General features: G+C 65.6%; 17 protein-coding genes and 1 pseudogene. 11 read left to right on the plus strand and 7 right to left on the minus strand.

The window, feature by feature from the left end; genetic code table 11:
- Positions 1–39: 39 nt before the first annotated feature.
- From MEBOL_RS20190 to MEBOL_RS20200, 3 genes are read right to left on the minus strand one after another with little or no spacing between them, the layout of a single operon-like run.
- Positions 40–333 (minus strand): hypothetical protein, encoded by a 294-nt coding sequence (locus tag MEBOL_RS20190; protein ID WP_095978970.1) that lies wholly within the window; start codon positions 331–333, stop codon positions 40–42.
- Positions 330–881, minus strand: coding sequence for an RNA polymerase sigma factor (locus MEBOL_RS20195; RefSeq protein WP_095978971.1), 552 nt, complete (start codon positions 879–881; stop codon positions 330–332). The genes MEBOL_RS20190 and MEBOL_RS20195 overlap by 4 nt, the downstream gene beginning before the upstream one ends.
- Before the next feature lie 12 nt (positions 882–893).
- The gene (locus MEBOL_RS20200) at positions 894–1,502 is read right to left on the minus strand and encodes a DUF6249 domain-containing protein (protein ID WP_095978972.1); all 609 of its coding nucleotides are present in this window, start codon (positions 1,500–1,502) and stop codon (positions 894–896) included.
- Positions 1,503–1,734: 232 nt separating this feature from the next.
- On the opposite strand from MEBOL_RS20200, the gene MEBOL_RS41915 reads away from it, so the two are divergent.
- The 6 genes and pseudogenes from MEBOL_RS41915 (at position 1,735) to MEBOL_RS20230 (ending at position 8,184) form a co-directional block, all read left to right on the plus strand.
- Positions 1,735–1,887 carry a hypothetical protein gene (locus tag MEBOL_RS41915; RefSeq protein WP_170115554.1) on the plus strand — a complete coding sequence of 51 codons (153 nt, stop codon included), beginning with the start codon at positions 1,735–1,737 and terminating at the stop codon, positions 1,885–1,887.
- Complete coding sequence (locus tag MEBOL_RS20210) at positions 1,884–2,168, plus strand: Kelch repeat-containing protein (protein ID WP_095978974.1); 285 nt, start codon at positions 1,884–1,886, stop codon at positions 2,166–2,168. Before MEBOL_RS41915 ends, MEBOL_RS20210 begins: the two co-directional genes overlap by 4 nt.
- A pseudogene (locus MEBOL_RS20215) lies at positions 2,169–2,330 on the plus strand (IS3 family transposase); the annotation flags it as partial.
- Positions 2,331–2,595: 265 nt separating this feature from the next.
- Positions 2,596–5,580, plus strand: a complete 2,985-nt coding sequence (locus MEBOL_RS20220) for a CHAT domain-containing tetratricopeptide repeat protein (RefSeq protein ID WP_095978975.1) — start codon at positions 2,596–2,598, stop codon at positions 5,578–5,580.
- Positions 5,581–6,148: 568 nt separating this feature from the next.
- Complete coding sequence (locus MEBOL_RS20225; protein WP_095978976.1) at positions 6,149–7,351, plus strand: FAD-dependent monooxygenase; 1,203 nt, start codon at positions 6,149–6,151, stop codon at positions 7,349–7,351.
- Positions 7,352–7,389: 38 nt separating this feature from the next.
- A complete protein-coding gene (locus MEBOL_RS20230; RefSeq protein ID WP_281256672.1) occupies positions 7,390–8,184 on the plus strand; it encodes an alpha/beta hydrolase in 795 nt (264 codons plus the stop codon).
- 200 nt (positions 8,185–8,384) lie between these two features.
- On the opposite strand, the gene MEBOL_RS20235 is transcribed toward MEBOL_RS20230, so the two are convergent.
- A complete protein-coding gene (locus MEBOL_RS20235; protein ID WP_095978978.1) occupies positions 8,385–9,734 on the minus strand; it encodes a carboxypeptidase-like regulatory domain-containing protein in 1,350 nt (449 codons plus the stop codon).
- A 440-nt stretch (positions 9,735–10,174) separates the two neighbouring features.
- On the opposite strand from MEBOL_RS20235, the gene MEBOL_RS20240 reads away from it, so the two are divergent.
- Together MEBOL_RS20240 and MEBOL_RS41920 are read left to right on the plus strand one after the other, a co-directional pair.
- Positions 10,175–11,425, plus strand: a complete 1,251-nt coding sequence (locus MEBOL_RS20240; protein WP_245918803.1) for an IS701 family transposase — start codon at positions 10,175–10,177, stop codon at positions 11,423–11,425.
- Positions 11,426–11,433: 8 nt separating this feature from the next.
- Positions 11,434–11,574 carry a hypothetical protein gene (locus MEBOL_RS41920; protein WP_170115460.1) on the plus strand — a complete coding sequence of 47 codons (141 nt, stop codon included), beginning with the start codon at positions 11,434–11,436 and terminating at the stop codon, positions 11,572–11,574.
- Positions 11,575–11,714: 140 nt separating this feature from the next.
- Here MEBOL_RS41920 and MEBOL_RS20245 read toward each other — a convergent pair whose 3' ends face one another.
- A complete protein-coding gene (locus tag MEBOL_RS20245; RefSeq protein ID WP_095978979.1) occupies positions 11,715–11,954 on the minus strand; it encodes an Ig-like domain repeat protein in 240 nt (79 codons plus the stop codon).
- Between the two features lie 14 nt (positions 11,955–11,968).
- Positions 11,969–12,103 carry a hypothetical protein gene (locus tag MEBOL_RS43705; protein ID WP_281256673.1) on the minus strand — a complete coding sequence of 45 codons (135 nt, stop codon included), beginning with the start codon at positions 12,101–12,103 and terminating at the stop codon, positions 11,969–11,971.
- 237 nt (positions 12,104–12,340) lie between these two features.
- On the opposite strand from MEBOL_RS43705, the gene MEBOL_RS20250 reads away from it, so the two are divergent.
- Together MEBOL_RS20250 and MEBOL_RS20255 are read left to right on the plus strand one after the other, a co-directional pair.
- Complete coding sequence (locus tag MEBOL_RS20250; protein WP_095978980.1) at positions 12,341–13,657, plus strand: Kelch repeat-containing protein; 1,317 nt, start codon at positions 12,341–12,343, stop codon at positions 13,655–13,657.
- Between the two features lie 13 nt (positions 13,658–13,670).
- Positions 13,671–14,429: a PPC domain-containing protein gene (locus tag MEBOL_RS20255; protein ID WP_095978981.1), complete on the plus strand. Its 759-nt coding sequence runs from the start codon at positions 13,671–13,673 to the stop codon at positions 14,427–14,429.
- Positions 14,430–14,596: 167 nt separating this feature from the next.
- On the opposite strand, the gene MEBOL_RS20260 is transcribed toward MEBOL_RS20255, so the two are convergent.
- The gene (locus tag MEBOL_RS20260; protein ID WP_095978982.1) at positions 14,597–15,682 is read right to left on the minus strand and encodes an aldo/keto reductase; all 1,086 of its coding nucleotides are present in this window, start codon (positions 15,680–15,682) and stop codon (positions 14,597–14,599) included.
- Between the two features lie 92 nt (positions 15,683–15,774).
- Between MEBOL_RS20260 and MEBOL_RS20265 the strand changes: the two genes are divergently transcribed.
- Positions 15,775–16,182, plus strand: a complete 408-nt coding sequence (locus MEBOL_RS20265; protein ID WP_179956432.1) for a MarR family winged helix-turn-helix transcriptional regulator — start codon at positions 15,775–15,777, stop codon at positions 16,180–16,182.
- Positions 16,183–16,195 lie beyond the last annotated feature (13 nt).

Here is a 16,195-nt window from a genome sequence, read left to right on the forward strand (position 1 = left end):
CATCGTCTGGCCGACAGTGGTGGCGGCGGGAATCGGACCTCAAAACAGACGGTCCGCGAGGTACCACAGCAAGGCCGTCCCGAGGCTGCACGGGATGACGAGGCTTCCCGTATCCAGGGAGGAGATCATCACCCCGCCGCTTCCCGTGGGGAGCAGCAGGATACCGGCCGCCACCAGCCACGTGACACCGAGGATGAACGCCCGCCGCAGGGGCCGCTCCCGCGGGGGCAGGCGCCGCAGGACCCGCTCCCGGAATCCATCGTCGGAGGGCTCGGACGGCAATTGCCGCTCGAGCAGCGTGTCGAGCCAGACCTCGTCATCGCGGCCGTTCATGGGGTCTCCTCGAGTTGCCGGCGCAGCTTCTCCTTCGCGCGCGCGACGTGGGTCTTGAGCGTGCCCAGGGGACAGTCGAGAACGACCGCTGCTTCCTCATGGGTCAACTCGTTGACGTAGGTGAGCACGAGCGCGGCCCGCTCGCGGGGCTTGAGCGACGCGAGCGCCCGCTCCAGATCGTAGCGCTCCAGGAGCAGGTCCGGGAGGGCGGCTTCCTCGGAGTCTCCGGCCTCCAGCGCGGGAGGCTCCAGGGGAACATCGCGGCTGCCTCGGTCGCGGCTGAAGAACACGTTGCAGGCGATGCGGTAGAGCCAGGATGAGAACTTCGCTCCGCCGCGATACCCACGCAGCCCCCGGTAGGCGCGCAGGAAGGTTTCCTGCGCGAGATCATCCGCCCACGCCAGGTCTCCTCCCGTCAGCCGGCGCAGCAGGCCGCGCACCGCGGACTGATGTCGTGCCACCAGCTCGCCGAAGGCACGCCGATCGTCACGCAGCAGCACCCGGGAGATGAGCTCGGCGTCCGAGGTCTCGTCAGGAGGAGAGGACATGGGGCGCGGGGACTACGGCTGGGGCTCTGGCCGGAGCGCGGACGACAGGGGGCCTCTTCCGCCCTGCAAGCGCCAGACGAGCAGGTGTCCCAACCCGATGAGGAAGAGCGTCAGCCCAGCGCCCCAGGCCCCCTCTGTGTCGGGGAGGGCCGCCAGGAAGACCGTCAGCCCCAGTCCCGCGGCGGACAGGATGATCCCCCTCCGCAGATCCGAGGGCTTGCGCGGGGGCGGAGCGAGCAGCCCCGGGGGGAGTTCCACTCCCTTCTCCACCATCATGCGCACCGTCTCGTGGATCATGCGCATCCTGCGGTAGCTGGCGTACAGCCAGGCCAGGAAGGCCGTCGCCATACAGCCGAAGAGGGAGACGCAGATGAGGACAGGGGTGGGATCGAACGGACTTCCGGCTTGCCGCTCCTCGCGCTGCTGGAGCAACTGGAAGAGTTGCTCCCGTGTGAGCCTCCCTTCCGGGTCGATCCGCCGCACCTCCGACTCCAACTGCTGGCTCTGAGCCACTGAGGGGGCGGGAGGAGGCTCGGGGACCTCGGGAGGAGGGGCGGACTCGGCCCGCCCTCCCACGGCCAGGGCGGCCAGGATGCACACGGTGAGTAGCTGTTTCTTCATGAAGGACTCCTTCCGTCGTTTTCTGGGCGGTAGGACTCCCGGACCCGGCACCTTGGATTCAGCCCCTGTTTTTTCTCCGCCCGTCCCCGTTTTGTCGAGAGCCACGCGCGAACCGCGGATTCACCGCGATCGTCCGCTTGCCATGGCCCGAGGCTGGCTTCTCGGTGTCTCCGTGCCCGTGGAGGTCGGGGACGCCAAGGCCGATGGTGTCTTTCTCGAAGGGAACAAGTCCATGCACAAGGAGAGGTGTCTCTCTTTGCTCCTGGCGGGGGTTGCGTCCTTCGTGGGAGGCTGCCAGCCCGAGGCGTCCACCCAGGATGCTCCGGAGACCCACACGGCCCGGCTCGAGGGCGCGGTGGGGTGCTGGAGCGCCTATCCTCCATGACCACGGGCTGCCTCGGTCACACGGCGACGCTGCTCGACTCAGGGCAGGTGCTGGCGACGGGCGGCTACCACTTCGATGCCCTGCGGGAGTCCGCTTCTGGCCCTCGCGGCGCGGCGTACCTGTACGACCCGGCCGCGAAGTCCTTTACCCCGGTGAGCCCCATGGCGAAGGCGCGCATGGGCCACATGGCCCTCCGACTCTACTCGGGCCATGTGCTGCTCTTCGGTGGCACGGCGGATGACAACGACGCCTCGTACTGGAGCGTCCCCGGAAGCGGATGAGGCTCGGGTAGACCTCGAGGACTCCTGCACCGCTCCGACCGGGGCAGTCAGTACGCCAGGGCGGACTATCGACAGGCGTTGGCTGCTCGCGGCATCGAGTGCCGCATGTCACCCATGAGCAACTGCTGGGACAACGCCGTGGTGCAGAGCCTCTTCAGCAGTGTGGCGTAGCGGGGAGAGGGTTTGCCAGCGGGACTGAGTTGAAGACTCCGTTCATGAGAGACGTTTCACAACGCCTCGCAAGGCTGACTGCCGAGCGACAGTTCAACCGACGGGCTTTTTCTCGGAACTAACGGTTTGTCGATGGCGGGTTGGTGAATGCGTTGGTTTCTAACGCCTTCGGCGGACAGGATCCAGGCCATATGGGTCTGGCGCGGGCGTCACTCAACTGTATGGGAGCGACATGGGACGTCGATGCCGTGAATGGATGAGGATGTTGTTCTTGCTCGGACTCTTGGGATGGATGACGGCCTGCCAGGAGCCTTCGGATTCGCGCTTGGTGGAGGCCCGGACGGCATTCGACTCAGCGACGAAGCTTGAGAAGGAAGGCAAGTACACAGAAGCCCTCATCCAGGCTCATCATGCACTCACACTCCGGGAAGCCATATTTGGACGCGAGCATCGGGAGGTCTCCAGTACGCTGAGCCTGGCGGGGAATCTCCATCGGAGGAAAGGGGAAATGACCCAGGCCGAACCCCTCCTGCAACGCGCGCTCGCCATCCAGGAGACGGCCCCTGGCGACAATCGTCTCGCCAGGGCCTCCACGCTCAGCGCGCTCGCCGGCGTCCACTGGGCGCGAGGATTGTACGGCCAAGCTGAATCATTATCAGTGCGAGCACTTGCTCTTCGTGAGGAGGCCTTAGGAAAGGACCATCCCGATGTCGCCGCCTCGCTCAACAACCTCGCCGCCATCTACTTCACGCAGAAATTGTACGATGAGGCCGAACCTCTCATGCAGCGCGCACTCACGCTCTATGAGGCCAATCTCGGGAAAACACATATCAAAGTCGCGGACTCGCTCAACAACCTCGCGGGCCTCTACTTCGAGCAGGGATTGTACGGACGAGTCGAACCCCTCATGCAGCGCGTGCTCGACATCAGGGAGACGGTCTTGGGCAAGACCCATCCAGATGTCGCCGTCTCGCTCAACAACCTCGCCATGCTTTATTCGCGCCAGGGACTGTACATCCAGGCGGAGTCGCTCTTCCTGCGTGCGATCGATATCGAGGAGGCCGTTCTCGGCAAGACCCATCCCGAGGTCGCCACGCTGCTCAACAACCTCGCAAACCTCTACGCGAAACGGATGATGTACGACCGGGCTGTTCCCCTCTCCCAGCGCGCGCTCGACATCCGAGAGGTCGCCCTGGACAAGGCCCATCCCAATGTCGCGGACTCGCTCAACGACCTCGCCTCCCTCTACCGGGAGCAAGGATTGTACGAGCAGGCCGAGCCCCTCTTCCAGCGCGCGCTCAACATCGGTGAGAATGGCCTCGACAAGACGCACACGCGAGTCGCTACCTCGGTCGGCAATCTCGCTTCCCTCTACCTCGATCTGGGTCGATACGAGCAGGCCGAGCCCCTCTTCCAGCGCGCGCTTTCTCTCATGGAGTCCACGCTGGGCAAGGAGCATCCCGACATCGCCTTACTCCTCGGCGATTTCGCTCAGCTCCGCATGGCCCAGAATCGCCTTGAGGAGGCCGTACCGCTCTATACGCGCGCCTTCGCGATCTCCGAACAGCGTCTGCGGCAGGAGGCGCTCGACTTCTCCGAATCGCGTCTGTCCGGTTTCCTCCGCCACCTGCGGAGCGCCGAGGAAACGCTCTACGCCTTGTTGCGTACGCATCCCGAGAACGCCCAGGTACGACGATTGGCATTGAGCGCGGCCCTCCTTCTCAAGGGCCGCTCCGTCGAGGAGACAGCGAGCATTTCTCACACCCTCTACCGGCACCTGGGTGCCGACGACCGCGATACCCTCGAGAAGCTCCGGGACTTGCGTGCCCGCCTGGCGTCTCTATCGCTTGTCGGCCCGGGAGTTCTCGCTCCGGAGGACTACCAACAGCAACTCAAGACCCTGACGGCTGAAGGTGACACACTCGAGGCGGATCTCGCCAAACGCTCCGCGCCCTTGCGAATACGCACCGCCTTGCCTCGTCCCGCCGAGATCGTGGAGCGCGTCGCCGCCTCCCTGCCCACGGATGGCGCACTGGTCGAGTTCATTGCCTACCAGGACAGCCCCCTTGTCCCCAGACCCGGCACTCCCAAAGCACAAGCGCCCAGACAGCTGCGCTATCTGGCGCTGGTGCTTCTGCCCGATGCCTCCACGCGCGCAGTGGATCTGGGTCCCGCCGATTCCATCGACGCCGCCGCTTCGCGCATGCGAGACGCCCTGGCCCGCCGAGATGCGTCCTTCCTGCTCCTAGCCCAAGCGCTTTATCGCCGCGCCTTCCAACCGTTGTTGCCGTTGCTGGGCACCACGCGCCGCCTGCTCCTGTCTCCCGACGGTCAACTGGGCCTCGTGCCCTTCGCCGCCCTCCATGATGGCCGGAACTTCCTCATCGACACCTTCGACGTGACCTATCTCACCTCGGGCCGCGAGCTGTTGCCATCCCCCCAGAGCAGAGCGCCCTTGTCGTCCGTGCTCGTGTTGGCCGATCCCGACTTCTCGGCCCCATTCGTCTCCGCGCCGTCCTCGTCGGACTCCAACGCCCTCGAGCGATTCTTCGCGCGCTCGGATCTCGCCCGAGGCACCTGGGAGCGATTGCCGGGCACACGCGAGGAGGCCCAGGGCATCAAACGGCTGTTGCCCCAGGCCGACCTGCTCCTCGGCGCCGAGGCCACCAAGGAGCGGCTGATGGCACTGCCCACTCCGGGCATCTTGCATCTGGCCACTCATGGCTTCTTCCTTGGCGACCCTCCTGGCACCTCGGGCTCGCGCGGCGTAGGGTCGCTCGCGCTTCCAGACGGTCCTCCGCCACCTCAGCCCGAGCCCCTGCTCAACTCGGGCCTTGTCCTGGCGGGAGCTTTCACGTCTCGGTCCAATGCCACGCTGCTCACGGCTCTGGAATTGGCCGGGTTCGACCTGTGGGGCACCCAGCTCGTCGTCCTGTCCGCGTGCGACACCGGTCTGGGCGAGGTCCATCTGGGTCAAGGCATTTACGGTCTGCGCCGAGCCCTGGTGGTCGCCGGGGCGGAGACCGTGGTGAGCAGTCTGTGGGCGGTGAATGACGGCTCCACGCAACAACTCATGGGCGCATACTACCGCAACCTCCTCGCGGGGCAGGGCAGAGCCTCCGCTCTACGGGAAGCCATGCGCGCCTTGAGGCGAACCCATCCCCATCCCTACCATTGGGCTCCTTTCATCGTCTTGGGGAGCGGTGCGCCCCTGAGAGGCATCACTCCCGGCACTCCGTGATGACCCTTCTGCCTCTGAGTGAGAGGCGGCGGGAATCCAACCCTTCCCCTCGTGGATTGCAACAAGGGGAATCAGGGCAGGTGCCATGCGCCTCTCTTGTTTCCGAAGTGTGCAGGTGTGTCAGGAGTTCGTCGAGGTCGCGCGCGAGCGGGGCGATGCGGGCGCCATGAGAGGGGCGGCCGGATTCTCCGTGGCCACGCTGATCGTAGTACATCGCGCGCGACTGCGACCAGCCGTGCAGCAGGACCAGGGTGCGCTCGCTCGAGAGCGAACCCGCGATGTGGTAGTCCAGTGTACATCCGTCAGGGGTGGTGAAGGTGCTCATCATGTCTTCCTTTGAAGACCCTCGGTTCAAGCCACTTCCAGATTCTATGCCGCCGCGACTGCGCGACCGTGACCCTTCCGAGCGGTTTTCGTAGGTGCTCCGGTCATGGACGCCGCCTCCCTCCATGGATAGGGATCGGACATTCCACTGACTTTTCTTGAGAACGGTTCGATTCTCCTTTGTATACCAATGGGAGAGACAGCGCCATTCAGTGGAGTGATGTTTCCGCATGAGGAACAGCCAATGTCACACGACGTGCTTGTCACCGGTGCCAGCGTCACGGGCCCGGCCCTCGCCTGGTGGCTGCACCGGTTCGGGATGAACGTCACCGTCGTCGAGCGCTCGCCCGCGTTCCGCGATGGCGGCCAGAACATCGACGTGCGTGGGGCCGGCCGAGAGGTGTTGCGGCGCATGGGGCTGGAGCAGGCGGTTGCCAAGGCCGGCACGGGCGAGCAGGGCATCGTCTTCGTCGATGAAAACAACCGCGTGAAGGCGGAGTTCGACAAGGAGGTATTCGGCGGCAACGGCCCGACCGCCGAGCTGGAGATCCTCCGCGGAGACCTCGCGCGTATTCTCTATGAGCACAGCCGTGACCGCGCGGAGTACGTCTTCGGCGACAGCATCGAGTCACTCGACGACGGGGGAGAGGGAGGAATCGAGGTCACCTTCAAGAAAGGCGGCGCCCGTCGCTTCGACCTCGTCATCGCCGCCGAGGGAATCGGCTCCTCGACGCGTCGGCTCCTGTTCGGTGACACCGCGAAGCGTCGGCCGTTCAATCTCTACATGGGCTATTTCACCCTCCCGAAGGGCGAAAACGACGGTGTTTTCGCCCGCTGGTACAACGCACCGGGTGGGCGCAGCGTGTTGCTCCGCCCCGACCCCAAGGGCACGACGCGCGCCGTGCTCACGCTCCAGCAGGCGCCCTGTGGCTACGAAGACCTCTCGCTCGACGAGCAGAAGCAGGTGTTGAAGGAACGCTTCGCCGATGCCGGGTGGGAGACGCCACGCGTGCTCCAGGGGCTCGCTCAAGCGGATGACTTCTACTTCGAGATGATCGGTCAGATGCGACTCGAGTGCTGGTCAAAGGGTCGGACCGCGCTCGTCGGCGACGCCGCCTACGCCCCCTCGCCGGTCAGTGGCATGGGCACGAGCCTCGGCCTGGTCGGCGCGTATGTGCTGGCGGGCGAGCTGTCGCGCCATGACGACCATGCCGAGGCCTTCGCCGCCTATGAGCGGATCATGCGGCCCTATGTCGACCAGGCGCAGGATGTGCCGAAGTTAGGCCCGCGTATCGCGAATCCGCGAACGCGGTTCGGGATCGTGCTCCAGCAGGCCGTCTTGAATCTCGCGACGAAGCCGGGCATCCGGAATCTCGCTGGCAAACTGATCGAGCCACCCGCCGAGAAGATCGATTTGCCCGATTACGGCCGGGCCGTCTCTCGATGAGACCAGAAAAGCGGCGCGCGCCTCTTGCCTGGAGCACCATGCCACGCGTGACCGCGACCGCTGACACCTCTTGGGCCTGGCCTGGACAGTTCCATACGCTCGGGCCTTTCGATGTCCCGGGTTTTCCCTCCCGCCATGCGCATGTGTACATGCCGAGCGGAAACGACGTGCCGCTCCACGAGCGGCCCGTGCTCTACCTCTTCGACGGCCAGAACAGCTGGACGGACTGGGGCAGCTATGCGGGTGGCTGGTACGCGCATGAGGCCGCCGAGAAGCTCGTGGGCAGCCGGACCTTCCGGGCGCCCGTCGTCGTGGGGCTCGAGCACGGCGGCGACCGGCGCATCGATGAGCTGTCGCCGTGGGAGATGACGCCTGGCCGCGGCGGCCACGCGGAGCACTTCTTCGACTGGGTGGTGCACCACTTCATGCCGCACGTGCAGCGCACCTTCGGGCTGCCGGGTGGGGCACTGCACACGGTGGTGGGTGGCTCGTCCATGGGGGGCCTGGCGGCGCTCTGGTCCCACTACCGCTACCCGCACGCCATCGGCGGGGCGATTGCCATGTCACCTGCCTTCTCCGTGGGCGGTAAGGCGCTCTTCCCCTTCGTGGACAGCCGCTCCAAGCCTCTCATCAGCCGCGTGTATCTCGACTGCGGCGGGCGTGAGGGCGGAGGCAGCATGCTCGCGGTCGCCGAGGAGATGTACCGTGTTCTCGAGCGCAAGGGCTACCCAGAGGGCGGACTCATGTGGCGCCCGGACCCGGAGGCCGGGCACAATGAGAAGGCCTGGAGGCGCCGACTGCCCAAGGCGCTGCGTTTCATGTTCCGGCGCTGAACGCGCTCCGTCAAACCATGGCGGCAGCGGAAATCGAAGCCGCGTCGGAGGGTGGATGCATTTCACAGGCCTCCAGGACAGACGCACGGCATGGCGCCCCGCCAGCCCATGGACTGGAAGTGAATATCACTCAGATGTCACGACCAGGATCCCTGGCGAAAGGATTCCATCCGATGAAAGCCCTGTAGGTGCGCCCGCCCTCAGGGCGTGGCCGCCGTGGTGAGCATGCGCGCGGGGCCCAGGCTCGTGGCCAGCTCGGAGAAGCCCGCGGCGCTGTCCGGGACGCGCTCGAACAGCGCGTCCACCGTGGCGGGAGAGATGGCGTCGAACATCACGGACCACACGAACGAGGTGTTCGCGGGCAGGGAAAAGCCTATCGCGCGCAGATCCGGCACGGAGGTGTGGATATTGGCCGTTAAGACCGCGAGGGAGAGGGGCCGCGGCGAGCTGCCCGGCAGCGTCCTGAGCTGGAAGTTGTACACCCCCCCGGCCACCGGGCTCCAGGAGAAGTCGGTGCCGTGCGTCACGCCGACTGCGGCCGCCTCGGGGGTGATGGGCCGGGCGATGTCCGGCAGCGAGAGGGTCGTGGTGCTGCCCGCTGCCATGCCCGTCTTCTGGGCCGAGGAGTAGGAGATGCCGCTCGGGGATGCCTCCATCGCGCTCGCCAACAAGATGAACGTGGCCTGTGCCACCTGGGGCACCACATAGCGGAACGAGGTGCCCGAGGGGCGGTTCTGGCCGGCAATGGAGAAGAAGGCCTGGTCCGGGAGCATCATGGCCACGCCGGTGCCGGCCAGTTGGAGCCCGGTGGGCACGGTGACGTCGAGGGCGAGGGGGGCGCTGGCCACGGCCTCCAGGGCGACATCCTGGGCCGAGATGGTGGCGCCCTCCGTGAGGGTGACGTTGTCGCGCCGTCCATAGCCCGGAAAGCCCGTGGGCAGGCCGGTGACGGGGTCCTGGGTGGACTGGAGGGCGTAGAGCGAGCCGGTGATGGAGGTAGGCCCCCTCCATTCCACCTTGCGCGAGTAGCCCGTCGCGCTGCCGCCGGAAGCGGGGAAGGAAACCCCGCTCCCCGGGGATGCACGGAAGACCATCACGGGGGCGTTCGCGCCGACGTAGGGAGGCTGACCGCCACTGAAGGCGCCCTCCAGGGTGGCGGAGTGGAGGACGCCGTCGGGGACAAGTGGGTCCTCACCGAGGAGCAACGTGAGCACGCGCTGGGTGAGGCCCTTATAAACCCTCGCCTCCGACTTGTCGCTCGTCACGGTGGCGAGATCGTAGGGGACGGCCACGTCTGGAAAGCTGAACGCGCCCGAACCGTCCGTGTTCACCACGACCTGTCCGCTGGCGTGCATCAGCAGCACGGGGGAGTTCACCACGGGCGCGCCCCGGGCATTGAACAACTTCCCACTCACGCTCCCCCTCGCGGGAGTCGGCGTCTCCGTATCGCCCCCTCCAGGAACCGAGGGTTCGGAGGCCGGGGACGTGGAACCACAGGCGGACAGCAACAGGGCGGTGCAACCATAGGCCCACAGGGTGTTTCTCTTCATTGTCTTCCCCCATGCTCAAGACTTGGAGTCTGGCCTCTTAGCATCCGCACTGGCAGTGTGTATGTCGAAATGACGCGCGAGCCACGCGGTGGAGGCGCCCCTTCCGCACGGACGCCTGGCGGGTCGTCGCGCCTGGAGCACCCTCTCGGTGGCGCTGATCCGCTCCAGGTTACTACAGTTGTACTTTCCAGGCCGACAGAGGAGTGCCGTTGACCCGGTCGCTGCGACCACCTCCCTTGAGCCGTCTTCCGTGGGCCCCGCGCACGTACCTTATCCACTGAGATAGCGCAGCCCTGGGTCCGCGCAACTGCGGAGGTGGGATAGCGGGCCCCACTTGTCTGGTGGGGAGCCAGGAGAGAAAGCGAAACGCAGGAGAAGGTGACGCCGGAGGTGGCGTGGTTACAACCCATGGGAGAAGTCACCTTTACCTGGGGGCGGTCATGTCCAGCAGCGCCATCGTCTCGGACAACAACGAAGCGGTGCTCGTCCAGAAATGGGAGCAGGAGTGGCGCCGCGTGCGGGAGTGGGTGGAGCCCCACTTCGCACGTCCGGAGACACGAGCCTCGGCGGAGGCTCTGTTGCAAGGGTTGCTGGCCCGAGTCGAGCGCAAGAACTCCTGGGGCTTGAGCGAGGAGGTGGGCAGGGCGACGCCCTACGCCTTTCAACATCTGCTCAACGGGGCGCACTGGGACGAGGACGCGCTGCGGGATGACGTGTTGACGTATGCCCGCGAGCGACTGGGCGAGGGGGGAGTCTTGTCCATGGATGAGACAGGCTTCTTGAAGAAGGGGGACAAGTCCGCGGGAGTGGCCCGGCAGTACAGTGGCACGGCGGGCCGCATTGAGAATTGCCAGATAGGCGTCTTCCTGGCCTACGTCACCGAGAAGGGCCACTGCCTGGTGGACCGCGAACTGTACCTGCCCGAGCACTGGCTGGAGGACCCGGACCGATGTCGTCAGGCGGGAATTCCACGGCGGGTGCGATTCCAGACGAAACCCGAGCTGGCGCGAGCCATGCTCCAGCGGGCCTTCGACGCGGGACTCCGTCCCGAGTGGGTGGTGGGAGATGAGGTGTATGGCCGGGATGGAGAGTTGCGACGGTTTTTGGAGAGCCAGTCGCAACGGTATGTCCTGGCGGTGGCCTCCAATACCTACGCCTGGCGCGGGGTGGAGCAGGTGACGGCGGGAGAAGTCTTGAAAGAGGTGAAGAGGCGAGAATGGACGAGGCTGTCGGCGGGGGCGGGAGCCAAGGGACCGCGCAGGTATGACTGGGCGCGAGTCCGAGTCAATTCGCATGAGGGGACCCAGGCGCGGTGGTTTCTCTTCCGTCGAAGCGTGTCGGAGGAGAGCGAGGTGAGCTTTTATCTGGTGCATGCACCGGCCACGACGTCGCTGGCCGCCATGGTGGAAGCGGCCGGCAAGCGCTGGCCGGTGGAGGAATGTTTCGAGTCGGCCAAGGGGGAGGTGGGACTGGACGACTATGAGGTGAGGAAATGGCGAGGGTGGTACCGCCACATGACGTTGTGCCTGGTAGCACATGCATTCCTGGCGGCCGCGCGAGTCATGGCCAACGCGTCCGAGAAGGAGCACCCAGTCCCAAAACGCCTGGGCCCGCCGCATCGAAGCAGTCGCATGGGAGCGTTTCGACGGCGGCGAGGCCTGTCCTTATCCGCTTCAGTGTTCAGGAAGTGAGACGTCTGATGTGGAAACTCGCGCGTTGGGTGGTGCGGCCCGCGCTGGACTTCATCCTGCGATGGAGCCGCTGGCGGCGCCATCATCAGGCCGTCGCCAAACTCTGCCACTACCGCCGCAGAGCGCCCAATATCCACGTCCAACTGTAGTACAGGTCCGGGGCCCACATTCGCCGTGGCCTTCTCCAGCACCAGCGAGGAGAAGCGCGCCACGCCGTTGACGGCCGCCACGGACGGGGTCCTCTCGAGGTGGCCGACCGACCCGCTCTGGATGGGCGGGCGTCAGCCGATCAGAAGTATCCCACGGTCTGCGACCTCGACGAACTCTCGTAGCCCTCGCCCGTGAAGGTCACCACGTGAAGGTAGGTGCCGGGCACGGACGGGTTCGGCAGGGGGCGCTTGACCGTCCCATTGTGAGCGGCGGTCAGAGCGGCGGTGGTGAGCGGCACTCCGTTGCGAGTCACCGTGAGGATGCCGGTGGGTTTCGAGCCATCGGCCGCGACCACCGTCGCGGTGAATGTCAGCTGCATCTGGTATTCCCCGTTCAATCGCGCGAGCCACGCGCCGCTTGCGCCCCGAGAGCGAGGTCGGGACGGCGGCGGACGCGGATGCTCCCCTCGCGGGGCCGCGCGGTCGTCCAGAAACCATCCGCGACGACGGGCAGGAGGATGGCGGGCACGTTGACCGCTGCCTCTTCGACAAGAACCGGGGCCCGCGGCGGCGCCAGGCACCGTGGCGCCATCGCTCAATCAATTGTCGTGATTGCGGAAGTAGACTCGGGCCCTTGTGGATACAAGGCGCTCGTCCGCTTTCCACTCGGTGCGCGGGCCTTCATTCAATTCAAATTTTGTTCAAATGAGCCGCGAGGGACGCGCCCGTGAGAGGTGTGTCCTGGGCGGTGAGGGGGAGTTGTCTCATGTGGAAGTCGTGTCTCAAGGCGGCGCTGCTGGGCCTGGGTCTTGTCGCGTGCGGTTCGGGCGAGGAGCTCGTGACGGAGCAGACGCAACTGGTGCGAGTCGAGCAGAAAGCCGTGCGGACGGAGGGGTCTTTGCAACTGGCCCGCTATCAGCACTGCTCCGAGATGCTATCGGATGGAAAGATCCTGTTCGTGGGAGGTGTCGTGAACGAGGGGTCCGGTTTCACGGCCAGTACGGAGGTCTATGATCCAGTCACACGGACCACGTCCTTCCGGGCGAAGATGAACGTCGCCCGGCGCGCGCACACCTGCCTCACCCTCACGGATGGCCATGTGCTGGTTCTGGGTGGAGTCGATGCACAGGGTGTCAGTACCGCCGCGGAGAAATACAACCCCGCCACCGACACGTGGACGCTGCTGCCACCCATGCCCACCATCAACTACGGCCTGTCCATGGTCCAATTGGATGATGGCCGCGTCCTGGTGGCCGGTGGCTCTTCGTCCTATACGCACGTCTTCCTGTTCGATCCCCTCGCGAACACCTGGACTGAAACGGGCTCCTTGAGCATCGGACGGATACATCCGGCGGCCATCAAACTGCCGGATGGTCGCGTGCTGCTGATTGGCGGATACGCATGGAACAATAACCGAACGCTCGTTGAACTCTACACGCCCTCCACGGGAACGTGGTCCTTGTTGACTCCCCTCCTCAAGAGCAATTCATCACCCAGTGCCACCCTGCTTCCTGACGGACGAGTCGCCGTGGATGGGTATGATTCCAGCGACAATGGCTACATACAAGTGTATGACATTTCCACGAACACCTGGACCCTGTTGCCTCAAGCCAACAGCCCACACGACTGGAGGTCCAAGGCCGTTCTTGTCAATGGCAAACTGATGGTGGTGGGCTCTACGGATCAGCTCGATGGTCAAATGCCCATCGAGTGGTTTGACTTCGCCACACAGCGATGGACCATCGTGGGGTTGCTCAGCATCCCGCGATCTGACTTCACCCTCAATGTGCTGCCTGATGGCTCGGTACTCGCGGCTGGCGGTGCGCAGATCAACACGTACCAGGCCTACGCGACGATGGAGCGGCTGAGCTTCGAGGCTCCCGTCCCCCCGGGTCTGGAGCCCTTCCCCTACAGCGCGTCCAACACCAACGGCGCACTGCAGAATACCCAGAACAGGACCCTCACGCTCTACGCGGGAGATGTGCTGGAAGTGGGAACGTGCGGCCTACCGGGGGCGTCGTCCTCGGGCGATACCTTCCTGCGCGTGTTGGGGGGGGAACTCCCAGGTCGCGGCCAACGATGACAACTGCGGAGGCATGGCGTCCTTCATCAAATACCCGGTGGTGACCACGGGCTCGTACACGGTGCTCGCGGGCTGCTACGCGAATGGTGCGTGCGGTGGCACGGTCTCCTTCCGCGTCACGTCCGGGCCCACCTCTCCCCTCTATTATGTGGCGGCCAATACCAACAACGCCCAACAGAACACCGTCAACCGCTCGTTCACGCTCGATATCGGGGACATGGTGGAAGTGGGGACCTGCGACCTGCCAGGGGCGTCCGCCACGGGGGATACCTCGCTGCGCTTGTTCGGTGGTGGTACGCAGGTCATGTCCAACAACGATGCTTGTGGTGGCAAGGCGTCCTTCATTCGGCACAGGGCGACCACCCGGGGCACCTACGAACTGCGCGCTGGATGCAACTCCCGCGGCAGCTGTGCGGGAACGGTCATCTTCCGCATCACGCCCGCCGCCATTCCGGCACTGACCTACAACGCGTCCGACACCAACAGCGCCCAACAGAACACCGTGAACCGTACGTTCACGCTCAACGCGGGAGATGTGCTGGAAGCGGGGACCTGCAGCTTGCCGGGCGCGACCGCCACGGGTGATACCTACCTGCGCCTGTTCGGTGGCGGCACCCAGGTCGCCTACAACGACGAGAACTGTGGAGGCTCGGCGTCCTTCTTCCAGTACACGGCGCCCACCACGGGCACCTACGAACTGCGTGCCGGGTGCTACTCCAACACCAGCTGTGGTGGCACGGTCGTCTTCCGCGTCACGCCCGCCAAGAAGTAGCAGGCGCGCTCCATCACGTGAGTGCGCGAGAAGTGGCCGCCGACGTGTAGGACGCATGGGGACGCTACACGTCGGCCCAGGAGCCCAATTCCGCTCCGGCGCAAGGGGGTTGGAACCCCCGAGCGCGGCGGACCGGCTGGTGTCGGCGCTGACTGCTCCGACGCGGGTCAGTAGGGCTTGTCACCCTTCTCGATGCCGAAGGCGGACGGGGGCGCATAGGTGCCGTTCACCGTCGTGCCTCCATTGTGGATGGAGGGGAACATCGGCTGCATGCTCTGCGGGAATCCGAGCGCGGGCTTCGTGAGCGAATCGAGGCGGCCCAACTCCTCGCTCGTGAGCTTCACGTCCACCCCCTTCACGTTGTCCTCGAGCTGCGCGAGCCGCCGCGCGCCGATGATGGTGGACGTCACGCCCGGCTGCGCCTGCACCCACGCCAGCGCCACGCGCGCCACGGTGCTCTCGTGCGTTCGGGCGATGGCCTCCAGGGCGTCCACGATGGCGTAGGTCCGCTCGTTCAGGAACGGGTCCAGGAACATCCCCCGGTCGGCCTTCTGCTGCCCCGCGTTCGCGCGCGTGTACTTGCCGCTGAGCGCGCCGCTCTTGAGCGGCGACCAGGGCGTGATGCCCAGGCCGAACTCGCGCGCCATCGGCACGAGCTCCTGCTCCACGGTGCGCTCCAGCAGCGAGTACTCGATCTGGAGTCCGATGAATGCCGACCAGCCGCGGAAGCGCGCCAGCATGTTGGCTTCGACGATCTTCCACGCTGGCGTGTCGGAGACGCCCAGGTAGCGCACCTTGCCCGCGCGGACGAGATCCTCGAGCGCGGCCATCGTCTCCTCGATGGGCGTGTGCACATCCCAGTTATGCAGCCAGTACAGGTCGATGTAATCCGTCTGCAAGCGGCGCAGCGAGTTCTCGCACGCGGAGATGATGGACTTGCGACCGGAGCCGCCGCCGTTCGGATCCCCCGGGTAGAGGTTTCCGCTGAATTTGGTCGCGATGACCAGGCGGTCGCGCCGGGCGGGGTGGCGTCCGACGTGGTCACCGATGATCTTCTCGGAGTGGCTCTTCGTGTAGAGGTTCGCCGTATCGATGAAGTTGCCGCCGAGCTCGATGTACCGGTCGATGATGCGCTGGGACTCCTCGACGCTGGTCCCCCAGCCGAGGTCTTCACCGAACGTCATCGCACCGAGGCACAGCGGGCTGACGCGAAGGCCCGAGCGGCCGAGCGTCACATAATGATCGAGAGGCATGGGTGCTCCTGAGGACGTGCTACCTTGGGGAGGCCGAGATGATTCAGCCTTAAACCAATTTAATTTCGTACCATTTTTCCGCGCAACGGACCATGTCGAAAATCGACCCGGCGAAGATCTGGTCGCTGAGCTACCGGCTGCTGATGTCGGTCATCTCCCACGTCACCCCGGACATCGCCACGCTGGGGGTGGAGACCAAGGAGTTGTTCGTGCTCGCGGCACTGGAGGAGCACCCCTACCCCGCGGAGCTGGCGGCGACGTTGAGCATGCCCAAGCCGACGGTGACGGTGTACGTGAAGCGGCTCGAGGCCGCGGGCTTCGTGAGCCGGGAGATCGACGCCCAGGACATGCGGCGCCACCGGCTGCGGCTCACGCCCGCCGGGCGCAAGGTGATGCACCAGGGCCTGGCGCTGTTGTCGGACGCGTTCGGCGAGCGGCTCGGCCGCCTGAGCACCGCGCAGCAGGAGGAGCTGCGGATGTTGCTGGAGAAAATGAGCTGAGCGAGAACCGTGC

The organism is Melittangium boletus DSM 14713, from assembly GCF_002305855.1.
Lineage (GTDB): Bacteria > Myxococcota > Myxococcia > Myxococcales > Myxococcaceae > Cystobacter > Cystobacter boletus.

Coding starts and splice junctions, on each gene's coding strand:
- MEBOL_RS20190 (WP_095978970.1), bottom strand. CDS start 333: ATGAACGGCCGCGATGACGAGGTCTGGCTCGACACGCTGCTCGAGCGG.
- MEBOL_RS20195 (WP_095978971.1), bottom strand. CDS start 881: ATGTCCTCTCCTCCTGACGAGACCTCGGACGCCGAGCTCATCTCCCGG.
- MEBOL_RS20200 (WP_095978972.1), bottom strand. CDS start 1,502: ATGAAGAAACAGCTACTCACCGTGTGCATCCTGGCCGCCCTGGCCGTG.
- MEBOL_RS41915 (WP_170115554.1), top strand. CDS start 1,735: ATGCACAAGGAGAGGTGTCTCTCTTTGCTCCTGGCGGGGGTTGCGTCC.
- MEBOL_RS20210 (WP_095978974.1), top strand. CDS start 1,884: ATGACCACGGGCTGCCTCGGTCACACGGCGACGCTGCTCGACTCAGGG.
- MEBOL_RS20220 (WP_095978975.1), top strand. CDS start 2,596: ATGAGGATGTTGTTCTTGCTCGGACTCTTGGGATGGATGACGGCCTGC.
- MEBOL_RS20225 (WP_095978976.1), top strand. CDS start 6,149: ATGTCACACGACGTGCTTGTCACCGGTGCCAGCGTCACGGGCCCGGCC.
- MEBOL_RS20230 (WP_281256672.1), top strand. CDS start 7,390: ATGCCACGCGTGACCGCGACCGCTGACACCTCTTGGGCCTGGCCTGGA.
- MEBOL_RS20235 (WP_095978978.1), bottom strand. CDS start 9,734: ATGAAGAGAAACACCCTGTGGGCCTATGGTTGCACCGCCCTGTTGCTG.
- MEBOL_RS20240 (WP_245918803.1), top strand. CDS start 10,175: ATGTCCAGCAGCGCCATCGTCTCGGACAACAACGAAGCGGTGCTCGTC.
- MEBOL_RS41920 (WP_170115460.1), top strand. CDS start 11,434: ATGTGGAAACTCGCGCGTTGGGTGGTGCGGCCCGCGCTGGACTTCATC.
- MEBOL_RS20245 (WP_095978979.1), bottom strand. CDS start 11,954: ATGCAGCTGACATTCACCGCGACGGTGGTCGCGGCCGATGGCTCGAAA.
- MEBOL_RS20250 (WP_095978980.1), top strand. CDS start 12,341: ATGTGGAAGTCGTGTCTCAAGGCGGCGCTGCTGGGCCTGGGTCTTGTC.
- MEBOL_RS20255 (WP_095978981.1), top strand. CDS start 13,671: ATGGCGTCCTTCATCAAATACCCGGTGGTGACCACGGGCTCGTACACG.
- MEBOL_RS20260 (WP_095978982.1), bottom strand. CDS start 15,682: ATGCCTCTCGATCATTATGTGACGCTCGGCCGCTCGGGCCTTCGCGTC.
- MEBOL_RS20265 (WP_179956432.1), top strand. CDS start 15,775: ATGTCGAAAATCGACCCGGCGAAGATCTGGTCGCTGAGCTACCGGCTG.